Raw genomic sequence first — 9,650 nt, 5'->3', positions numbered from 1 at the left:
AGCCCAGCCACCCGGTCACGGCGACCACATCACCGGGCTGCGCGCCGGCCCGGGTGACCGGCTCACGGCCGCGCAGATCACCGAGGGCGGTGATCGACACCATGATCGTGTCGCCTCGTACGACATCGCCGCCGACCACCGAGGCGCCCGCGACCTGGCACTCGTCGCGCAGCCCGTCCATCAGCTCCATGGGCCAGGTGACCGGGAGTTCGGCCGGCACGACCAGTCCGAGGAGCAGGGCGGTCGGTACGGCGCCCATCGCGGCGATGTCCGCGAGGTTCTGCGCGGCGGCCTTGCGTCCTACGTCGTAGGCGGTGGACCAGTCGCGGCGGAAGTGCCGCCCCTCCAGCAGGATGTCGGTGCTCGCCACGACCCTGCGGTCGGGCGCGGCGACGACCGCGGCGTCGTCGCCGGGGCCGACCCGGACCGAGGGGGTGGTGGTGAGCCGGGAAGTGAGCTCCCTGATGAGCCCGAACTCCCCCAACTCACCGACGGTGCCCTTCATCGTTCGTCCTCTTCTCGTGACGGCAGCGCCCGGTCGCGAGCCGTCGGTGTGCTCGGTACGGTCGAGGTGACCGTCAACTTCAGTCGTGCCTGTGCCCCGGCACGAGGGGAAGCGCCTCCGCGGGTCTCCCCGCGGTGAGCGGCGACGCGATACCGTGGCGTTCCTTTTCCCCACATGATCCTCGTGGCCGCCCTGGAGGTTCCGTGGTACAGGCGTACATCCTGATCCAGACGGAGGTCGGCAAAGCGTCGACCGTCGCCGAGACGATCAGCAAGATTCCCGGAGTGCTCCAGGCCGAGGACGTGACAGGACCGTACGACGTGATCGTGCGCGCCCAGGCCGACACGGTCGACGACCTCGGCCGCATGGTGGTCGCCAAAGTCCAGCAAGTGGACGGCATCACCCGCACCCTGACCTGCCCGGTGGTGCATCTGTAGCCCCCGTCTACCCTTGGCCGGTGAACTCTCTCCGTCACCGGCGCCGTTCTGTCATCGGGCTGTCCGTGCTCGCCCCGCTGATCACCCTCGCGGGCTGCTCCTCAGCAGACGACAGCGCGTCGGCGGCGGTTCCCTCACCGGGCGCGAAGGTCACCGGGCTGTGCCGGAATCTGGACAAGGTGCTGCCGTCGAAGGTCGACGGCCTGGGCCGCCGGGATCCCGAGCCCGCGTCCGCGCTGACCGCGGGCTGGGGGAACCCGGCGATCATACTGCGCTGCGGTGTCGTCAGACCCGCGAAGATGAACGACCCGGAGGCCGACGGCGTCGAGGTGAACGGCGTCGGCTGGCTGCTGCAGAAGCAGGACGACGGCTCGTTCCGGTTCACCACGACGCTGCGCAAGGCGTATGTCGAGGTGACCATCCCGAAGGACCGCACCGGAGACGGCCTGGCGCCCCTGGTCGACCTGGCGAAGTCCGTGAAGAAGGCGATCCCCGCAGGGATCGCCGACTAGATCGACCGGACCGGCCCGTTCAGCGCAGTCCGGTCGAGCGGCGCAGCGCGGCCTGCACCAGGCGGTCCACCAGCTCGCCGTAGGGGACGCCGCTGGCCTGCCACATCTGCGGGTACATCGAGATCGGTGTGAAACCGGGCATCGTGTTGATCTCGTTGATGACGAACTCGCCGTCCTCCGTGAGGAAGAAGTCCGCCCGCACCAGCCCCTCGCAGGAGGCCGCGTCGAAGGCGTCCACCGCGAGCCGCTGGACCTCGGCGGTCTCCTCCGGCGTCAGCGGGGCGGGCACGATACCGGGGGTCGAGTCGATGTACTTCGCCTCGAAGTCGTAGTACGCGTGCTCCTGGGGCGGCGGGATCTCGGCCGGCACGCTGGCCCGCGGCCCGTCCTCGAACTCCAGGACCCCGCACTCGATCTCGCGTCCGCGCAGCGCGGCCTCCACGAGGATCTTCGGGTCGTGCCGCTGCGCCTCCTCGATCGCCTCGTCGAGTCCGGCCAGGTCGTCGACCTTGGTGATGCCGATCGACGAACCCGCGCGCGCGGGCTTCACGAACAGCGGCCAGCCGTGCTCACCCGCGAAGTCGACGATCTTCTTGCGCGCGGCGGACTCGTCCCGCTGCCACTCGCGCGGCCGGATCACCACGTAGGGGCCGACCTTGAGGCCGAACGAGGTGAACACCCGCTTCATGTACTCCTTGTCCTGGCCGACGGCCGAGGCGAGCACACCCGCGCCCACGTACGGCACGCCGGACAGCTCCAGGAGTCCCTGAAGGGTGCCGTCCTCGCCGTAGGGGCCGTGCAGGACGGGGAAGACGACGTCGACCTCGCCGAGGGCCTTGGGCACGGATCCCGGTTCGCTGATGACGACTTCGCGGTTTCCGGGGTCGAGCGGGAGCACCACTCCGCCCTCGCTCGACTCGGCGAGCTCCTCGACGTCCGGGGTGCGGCGGTCGGTGATCGCCATGCGTTCCGGCGCGTCGGCGGTGAGGGCCCAGCGGCCTTCGCGGGTGATGCCGATCGGCAGGACGTCGTACTTGGTCCGGTCGATGGCCGCGAGGACGGCGCCGGCGGTGACCACGGAGATCCCGTGTTCGGAGCTGCGACCGCCGAACACGACGGCCACGCGCGGCTTGCGAGGCGGCTGCTCAGGGCTCTGGGAGAGGTTCTCGGTGCTCATATCGCGATGAGCGTACCCGGTGGTACTGCCCTGAGTCAGCGTCCGTTGACCCGCGTTGCTCAGCGTCGCTCGGGCTTCGCGCTGCGCGACATCAGCTCCTTGACGGCGACCACCGGCGACTTCCCCTCGTGCACGATCTCGAACACCGTCTCGGTGATCGGCATGTCGACGCCGTGCCTGCGGGCCAAGTCCAGTACGGACTCACAGGACTTGACACCCTCCGCGGTCTGCTTGGTGACCGCGATGGTCTCCTGGAGGGTCATGCCCTTGCCGAGGTTGGTGCCGAAGGTGTGGTTGCGGGACAGCGGCGAGGAGCAGGTCGCCACCAGGTCGCCGAGACCGGCGAGCCCGGAGAAGGTGAGCGGGTCGGCGCCCATCGCGATACCGAGCCGGGTCGTCTCCACGAGACCGCGGGTGATGAGCGAGCCCTTGGCGTTGTCCCCGAGCCCCATGCCGTCCGCGATGCCGACGGCGAGCCCGATCACGTTCTTCACCGCGCCGCCGAGCTCGCAGCCCACGACGTCGGTGATGGTGTACGGCCTGAAGTACGGGGTGTGGCAGGCGGCTTGGAGCCGGCGGGCCACGGCCTCGTCGGTGCAGGCGACCACCGCGGCGGCCGGCATCCGGGAGGCGATCTCCCGCGCGAGGTTGGGTCCGGAGACCACGGCGATCCGGTCCCGGCCGACCTTGGCGACGTCCTCGATGACCTCGCTCATCCGCATGACGGAGCCGAGCTCGACGCCCTTCATGAGCGAGACGAGGATCGTGTCGGGCGCCAACAGGGGTGCCCAGTCGGCCAAGTTGGCGCGCAGCGTCTGCGAAGGGACCGACAGGACGGTGAAGTCGGCGTCGGCGGCGGCCTCGGCGGGGTCGGTGGTGGCCCGCAGGTTCTCCGGGAGTTCGACACCGGGGAAGTAGTCGGGGTTCGTACGGCCGGAGTTGATGGCGTCCACGACTTCCGCGCGGCGCCCCCACAGGGTGACCTCGCACCCCGCGTCGGCGAGCACCATGCCGAAAGCCGTGCCCCATGAACCGGCGCTGAAAACAGCCGCCTTGACCGGCTTGCTCACGTGCCCTGCCCCTCTTCCTGCTCGACCTTCGGCTCGGTCGCCGACTCGGCCCTGGACTCCAACTGCTCGGTCTCCGCGGCCGTCCGGCGCCGCTGCTCGATCCGCTCGCGGCGCGGATCGTAGGACGTCTCGGGTGCCTTCGCGCCGCGGATCTGCTCCAACAGGCGTGTGATGTCGGCCATGATGACCTCGGTCGCCTCCTTCAGGAGGTCCGGGCTCATGTCCTTGCCGTAGAAACGCGTGAGGTCCACCGGCGGGCCCGCGAGCACATGGCTGGTCTTGCGCGGAAAGACGTGCAGCTTCTTGGCGTACGGCGGCAGCAGTTCGTTGGCGCCCCACTGCGCCACGGGAATCACCGGGCACTTGGTCTGCAGAGCCACCCGCGCGGCACCGGTCTTGCCGGTCATGGGCCACTGGTCGGGGTCCCGGGTGATGGTGCCCTCGGGATAGAACGCGACGCATTCACCGCGCTCCACGGCGTCGATCGCGGCGCGGAAGGCGCTCAACGCGTCCGTGGTCTCGCGATAGACGGGGATCTGTCCGGTGCCGCGCATCGCGGCGCCCACGAATCCCTTACGGAAAAGCCCGCTCTTCGCCAGGAATCGCGGAACGCGCCCGGTGTTGTACTGAAAGTGAGCGTAGGCGAGGGGGTCTACGTGCGAATTGTGGTTCACCGCGGTGATAAATCCGCCCTCGGCCGGAATGTGCTCCATTCCACGCCAGTCCCGGTTGATCAGAACCACCAGCGGCGGTTTGCAGAGGACCGCAGCGAAGCGGTACCAGAACCCGATTCTGCGGCGGGGCACGCGAACACCTTCCTCTAGGACCCGGGGGGCCGCACAAGTGTCACCCCAGGCCGTCGGTCTGTCGAGAACACCGTACGCCCCGCCACCGACAACGCCAGGGGCGCCGGGTGACAATGGCCGCGACAAGAGAGGGACGGAACACGCGTGCAGTGGACCTTGGTCATACCCCTGAAGTCTCTGGCGCGAGCCAAGACCAGGCTCTCGGACACGGCCGGCGACGGGCTGCGGCCGGGGCTCGCCCTCGCCTTCGCCCAGGACACCGTGGCGGCCGTGCTGGCCTGCCCGGCGGTCCGCGATGTGGCGGTCGTCACGGACGACGCCCTGGCCGGCCGCGAACTCGCCGCGCTGGGCGCCCGAATCGTCGCGGACGAGCCGGGAGACGGTCTGAACGCCGCTCTGCGGCACGCCGCGACGGTTGTGCGGGTTTCCCGCCCCGAAAGCGCGGTGGCGGCCCTGAACGCCGATCTGCCGGCCCTGCGCCCCATGGAATTGGCCCGGGTCCTGGACGCGGCGGCGGAATTCCCGCGCGCTTTTCTCCCGGACGCCGCCGCAATCGGCACCACCTTGCTCACCGCGCGAGAGGGCCGTGAATTGCGCCCGGCATTCGGCACCGATTCCCGCGCCCGCCATCGCGCCTCCGGAGCGGCCGAACTCGCCCTGGACGCGGTGGATTCCGTACGGCAGGACGTGGACACCGGCGAGGACCTGCGGGCGGCGCTGGCCCTGGGCGTGGGACCGCGCACGGCGGCAGCGGCAGCGGGGCTGCTGATTCCGGGACGGCCAGGGGCAGTGGGCGGGCAGTAGGCTGCGGCCATGCAGGCGACCGCTTACACCTACGACGCCGGAACCCGTACCGGCAGTGTGCTGCTCGACGACGGCACCCCGGTGCCCTTCGACTCCGCCGCGTTCGACGCGGGCGGGCTGCGGCTGCTGCGGCCGGGACAGCGGGTGCGGATCGAGACCGAGGGTCCGAAGGACGGCCTCAGGGTCACACTGGTAACGCTGCAAACCTTCTGAACGCCCGCGAACGGGCCGTGAACACGCCGCGGGCCGGACTCCCAACGGGAGTCCGGCCCGGCGCGTGAGTGCCCTGCGTTCCGCTGACTAGCGGGTGGCGGTGGCCTTCTTGGCGGTGGTCTTGCGCGCCGTCGACTTCTTGGCGGGCGCCTTCTTGGCGGTCGCCTTCTTGGCCGGGGCCTTCTTGGCCGCAGCCTTCTTGGCGGTGCCGGTGGCCTTCTTGGCCGCCGTCTTCTTGGCCGTCGCCGTGGTCTTCTTGGCGGTCGCCTTCTTGGCCGTGGTCTTCTTGGCGGTGGCCGTCTTGGCCGCCGTCTTCTTCGCCACGGTCTTCTTCGCGGTGGCCGTCGCCCTCTTGGCGGTGGTCTTCTTGGCCGCGGCCTTCTTGACCGTCGCCGAAGCGGTGCCGCTCAGGCTGCCCTTGGGCGCCTTCTTGACGGCGACCTCGCCACCACGCGGGAGCTTCTTCGAGCCGCTCACCAGGTCCTTGAAACCCTGGCCCGCGCGGAAGCGCGGCACGGAGGTCTTCTTGACCCGAACCCGCTCGCCCGTCTGGGGGTTGCGGGCGTAACGGGCCGGACGGTCGACCTTCTCGAACGAACCGAAGCCGGTGACCGAGACCCGGTCCCCACTGACGACGGCACGGACGATGGCGTCCAGTACCGCGTCGACCGCCTCGGCGGCCTGCTGACGGCCACCGACCTTGTCGGCAATCGCTTCTACGAGCTGCGCCTTGTTCACGTCTTCCCCTTCGGAGACATTGCCGGAACGAAAGTGTTCAGGCTTTTCCGCACGTTAGGCAGATATATACCGCAAATCAAACACGAAACGGGCTAATCACCCGTGCGCCGCAACGAACTCGGCTGTCCTGGACTTGTTCAGCGTTCCTCTTCGGGGAATCGACCCGCGTCGAGGTCCGCCGTGAACCGGTCCAGTCGCCTTGTCGCGTCGGCGAGATCGTGCTTGGCCGCGGCCGTAATGACCAGCAGCTTCCGGGCCAGCGCCATCCGTACGCCCTCCGGGACTTGCAGTGCGCGCACCCTTGTGTGCGCTTCCTTGAGTTGGTCCGCGACTGCCGCATAGAGCTTGAGTTGGCCGTCGTGTTCCATGCACAGATTGTGCCATCTGGGGCGAGTTGTCGCCTGCGGGGGTCGCAACTGGTGCCTCGAACGGCGTGACGGAGCCGGGCGGCAGCCTTGGCTCAAAGGTGCGCCTACCCCATCAACACCCTGTCTAACATGGGAAGTTGGGAGAAGCGTTGGAGGCGCGCGGGGCCGTTCGAGTGCAGACATGGCTGTACCCCCAATCGTGGCGATCGGGGGTACAGAGGGTGTCGCGGTGGCCTGATCTCGACCTGGTGCGGGGGTTGGGGTCAGACCTGGACCGTCCGCGGCTTGTACGAGGGGCGCTTGGCCTCGTACGCGGAGATGTCGCCCTCGTTCTGGAGGGTGATGGAGATGTCGTCCAGGCCGTTCAGCAGCCGCCAGCGGGCGTTCTCGTCGAGCTCGAAGGCGGCGGTGATGCCTTCGGCGCGCACCTCGCGGGCCTCCAGGTCGACCGTGACCTCGGCCTGCGGGTCCTGCTCGGTGAGTTCCTGCAGCGCGTCCACGATCTTCTGCTCCAGAACGACCGTGAGCAGGCCGTTCTTCAGCGAGTTGCCGCGGAAGATGTCGGCGAACCGGGAGGAGATGACGGCCTTGAAGCCGTAGTTCTGCAGCGCCCACACGGCGTGCTCGCGGGAGGAGCCGGTGCCGAAGTCGGGGCCGGCGACCAGGACCGTCGCGCCCTTGCGCTCGGGCCGGTTGAGGATGAAGTTCTCGTCCTTGCGCCAGGCCTCGAAGAGCCCGTCCTCGAATCCGTCCCTGGTCACCTTCTTGAGCCAGTGGGCGGGGATGATCTGGTCGGTGTCCACGTTGCTGCGGCGCAGCGGGACGGCCCGGCCGGTGTGCGTGGTGAATGCTTCCATGACTCTCAGACTCCAGCGGGCACAGGGGCGTCGGACAGGTCGGCGGGCGAGGCCAGATGGCCCAGCACGGCGGTCGCGGCGGCGACCTGCGGCGAGACCAGGTGCGTACGGCCGCCCTTGCCCTGCCTGCCCTCGAAGTTGCGGTTGGAGGTGGACGCGGAGCGCTCACCGGGTGCCAACTGGTCCGGGTTCATGCCCAGACACATCGAGCAGCCCGCGTGCCGCCACTCGGCGCCGGCCTCCTTGAACACGACGTCCAGGCCCTCGGAAACGGCCTGCAGACCGACCCGCGCGGAGCCCGGGACGACCAGCATCCGTACGCCGTCGGCGACTTTGCGGCCCTCGACGATCGAGGCGGCGGCACGCAGGTCCTCGATACGGCCGTTGGTGCAAGAACCTACGAAGACGGTGTCCACCTTGATGTCGCGCAGCGGCTGACCGGCCTCCAACCCCATGTATTCCAGGGCCTTTTCGGCGGCGAAGCGCTCCGAAGCGTCTTCGTACGAAGCCGGGTCGGGGACGGTCGCCGAAAGCGGCGCGCCCTGACCGGGGTTGGTGCCCCAGGTGACGAACGGCGCCAGCGAGGGGCCGTCGATGACGACCTCGGCGTCGAATTCCGCGTCGTCGTCGGTCTTCAGGGTCTTCCAGTACGCGACGGCGGCGTCCCAGTCCTCGCCCTCGGGGGCGTGGGCGCGGCCCTTGATGTACTCGAAGGTGGTCTCGTCGGGGGCGATCATGCCCGCGCGGGCGCCGGCCTCGATCGACATGTTGCAGATGGTCATGCGGGCTTCCATCGAGAGCTTCTCGATGGCGGAGCCGCGGTATTCGAGGATGTAGCCCTGGCCGCCGCCGGTGCCGATCTTCGCGATGATGGCGAGGATCAGGTCCTTGGCGGTGACGCCGTCGGGCAGTTCGCCGTCGACCGTGATGGCCATGGTCTTCGGGCGGGCCAGCGGCAGCGTCTGGGTGGCCAGCACGTGCTCCACCTGGGAGGTGCCGATGCCGAACGCCAGCGCGCCGAAGGCGCCGTGGGTGGAGGTGTGGGAGTCACCGCACACGACCGTGGTACCGGGCTGGGTCAGACCCAGCTGCGGGCCTACGACGTGGACGACACCCTGCTCGACGTCGCCCAGGGAGTGCAGGCGCACGCCGAAGTCGGCGCAGTTCTTGCGCAGCGTCTCCAGCTGGGCCCGGGAGACCGGGTCCGCGATGGGCTTGTCGATGTCGAGGGTCGGGGTGTTGTGATCCTCGGTGGCGATGGTGAGGTCGAGGCGCCGCACGGGACGCCCGGCCTGGCGGAGACCGTCGAAGGCCTGCGGGCTGGTCACCTCGTGCAGCAGGTGCAGATCGATGAAGAGGAGGTCGGGCTCGCCCTGGGCGCGCCGGACGACATGGTCGTCCCAGACCTTCTCCGCGAGTGTCCTACCCATCGCTTTCCCTCCGGCCGGCAGAACAGCGCCGGCCCAACTAGAGATCTTGAGGAGACGGCGCTCGCACCCCTGGTTCACGGGCAGCCGCCGCCTGGCCCGTTTCGTACGCGGGCCGCTGTGCCTACAAGAGTTGCGCGTCTCACGAAAAAAGGAACTTGCGTTTCACAGAGTGAGACGCGAGTATCGTTTCATGGACAACAGTAGCGGCGTCGGCGTCCTGGACAAGGCAGCCCTTGTCCTGGGCGCTCTGGAGTCCGGTCCGGCCACCCTCGCGGGTCTGGTCGCGGCGACCGGGCTGGCACGACCCACGGCACACCGGCTGGCCGTGGCTTTGGAACACCACCGCATGGTGGCGCGCGACATGCAGGGCCGTTTCATTCTCGGACCCCGGCTCGCCGAGCTGGCCGCGGCGGCCGGCGAGGACCGCCTGCTCGCCACGGCGGGCCCGGTGCTCACGCATCTGCGGGACATCACGGGCGAGAGCGCGCAGCTCTATCGCCGCCAGGGCGACATGCGCATCTGCGTCGCCGCGGCGGAACGTCTGTCCGGTCTTCGGGACACGGTCCCGGTCGGTTCGACCCTCACCATGAAAGCCGGTTCGTCCGCGCAGATCCTGATGGCCTGGGAGGAGCCGGAGCGCCTGCACCGCGGCCTCCAGGGCGCCCGCTTCACGGCCACCGCCCTCTCGGGCGTACGGCGCCGGGGCTGGGCCCAGTCGATCGGCGAGCGGGAG

At 69.4% G+C, this 9,650-nt stretch carries 13 protein-coding genes; 5 read left to right on the top strand and 8 right to left on the bottom strand.

The genetic code is table 11. The features are described from left to right. On the bottom strand, nt 1-505 hold a 505-nt coding region (locus R6V09_RS37075), incomplete at its 3' end, for an AIR synthase related protein (protein ID WP_317885870.1). Between the two features lie 203 nt (nt 506-708). Between R6V09_RS37075 and R6V09_RS37070 the strand changes: the two genes are divergently transcribed. Together R6V09_RS37070 and R6V09_RS37065 are read left to right on the top strand one after the other, a co-directional pair. Then, the gene (locus R6V09_RS37070; protein ID WP_003993216.1) at nt 709-942 is read left to right on the top strand and encodes an Lrp/AsnC family transcriptional regulator; all 234 of its coding nucleotides are present in this window, start codon (nt 709-711) and stop codon (nt 940-942) included. A 20-nt stretch (nt 943-962) separates the two neighbouring features. Continuing rightward, nucleotides 963-1,454, top strand: a complete 492-nt coding sequence (locus tag R6V09_RS37065) for a DUF3515 domain-containing protein (RefSeq protein WP_317885869.1) — start codon at nt 963-965, stop codon at nt 1,452-1,454. 19 nt (nt 1,455-1,473) lie between these two features. On the opposite strand, the gene R6V09_RS37060 is transcribed toward R6V09_RS37065, so the two are convergent. The 3 genes from R6V09_RS37060 to R6V09_RS37050 are packed head-to-tail and all read right to left on the bottom strand — an operon-like array spanning nt 1,474 to nt 4,507. Next, a complete protein-coding gene (locus R6V09_RS37060; RefSeq protein WP_317885868.1) occupies nt 1,474-2,631 on the bottom strand; it encodes a D-alanine--D-alanine ligase family protein in 1,158 nt (385 codons plus the stop codon). A gap of 59 nt (nt 2,632-2,690) precedes the next feature. Beyond that, nucleotides 2,691-3,701 (bottom strand): NAD(P)H-dependent glycerol-3-phosphate dehydrogenase, encoded by a 1,011-nt coding sequence (locus R6V09_RS37055; protein WP_317885867.1) that lies wholly within the window; start codon nt 3,699-3,701, stop codon nt 2,691-2,693. Then, the gene (locus R6V09_RS37050) at nt 3,698-4,507 is read right to left on the bottom strand and encodes a lysophospholipid acyltransferase family protein (protein ID WP_317885866.1); all 810 of its coding nucleotides are present in this window, start codon (nt 4,505-4,507) and stop codon (nt 3,698-3,700) included. Before R6V09_RS37050 ends, R6V09_RS37055 begins: the two co-directional genes overlap by 4 nt. A gap of 144 nt (nt 4,508-4,651) precedes the next feature. Here R6V09_RS37050 and cofC point away from each other — a divergent pair, with 144 nt between their 5' ends. Further along, nucleotides 4,652-5,311, top strand: a complete 660-nt coding sequence (cofC, locus tag R6V09_RS37045; RefSeq protein ID WP_317885865.1) for a 2-phospho-L-lactate guanylyltransferase — start codon at nt 4,652-4,654, stop codon at nt 5,309-5,311. A gap of 9 nt (nt 5,312-5,320) precedes the next feature. Next, nucleotides 5,321-5,524 carry a hypothetical protein gene (locus R6V09_RS37040; protein WP_317885864.1) on the top strand — a complete coding sequence of 68 codons (204 nt, stop codon included), beginning with the start codon at nt 5,321-5,323 and terminating at the stop codon, nt 5,522-5,524. 87 nt (nt 5,525-5,611) lie between these two features. Here R6V09_RS37040 and R6V09_RS37035 read toward each other — a convergent pair whose 3' ends face one another. The 4 genes from R6V09_RS37035 to leuC form a co-directional block, all read right to left on the bottom strand. Then, nucleotides 5,612-6,262 (bottom strand): HU family DNA-binding protein, encoded by a 651-nt coding sequence (locus R6V09_RS37035; protein WP_317885863.1) that lies wholly within the window; start codon nt 6,260-6,262, stop codon nt 5,612-5,614. A gap of 137 nt (nt 6,263-6,399) precedes the next feature. After that, nucleotides 6,400-6,630, bottom strand: coding sequence for a hypothetical protein (locus tag R6V09_RS37030; RefSeq protein WP_019068724.1), 231 nt, complete (start codon nt 6,628-6,630; stop codon nt 6,400-6,402). A 263-nt stretch (nt 6,631-6,893) separates the two neighbouring features. Beyond that, nucleotides 6,894-7,487: a 3-isopropylmalate dehydratase small subunit gene (gene leuD / locus R6V09_RS37025; protein WP_317885862.1), complete on the bottom strand. Its 594-nt coding sequence runs from the start codon at nt 7,485-7,487 to the stop codon at nt 6,894-6,896. 5 nt (nt 7,488-7,492) lie between these two features. Then, entirely contained in the window at nt 7,493-8,917 is a 1,425-nt protein-coding gene (gene leuC, locus R6V09_RS37020; RefSeq protein WP_317885861.1) for a 3-isopropylmalate dehydratase large subunit, read from the bottom strand. A gap of 190 nt (nt 8,918-9,107) precedes the next feature. Between leuC and ndgR the strand changes: the two genes are divergently transcribed. Beyond that, a partial coding sequence (gene ndgR / locus R6V09_RS37015) for an IclR family transcriptional regulator NdgR (protein ID WP_317885860.1) occupies nt 9,108-9,650 on the top strand: 543 nt, incomplete at its 3' end.

It is taken from the genome of Streptomyces sp. W16 (assembly GCF_033194735.1).
Taxonomy (GTDB): domain Bacteria; phylum Actinomycetota; class Actinomycetes; order Streptomycetales; family Streptomycetaceae; genus Streptomyces.
Note: the sequence above shows the minus strand (reverse complement) of the source record. Positions and strands in the feature narration are given on the sequence as shown.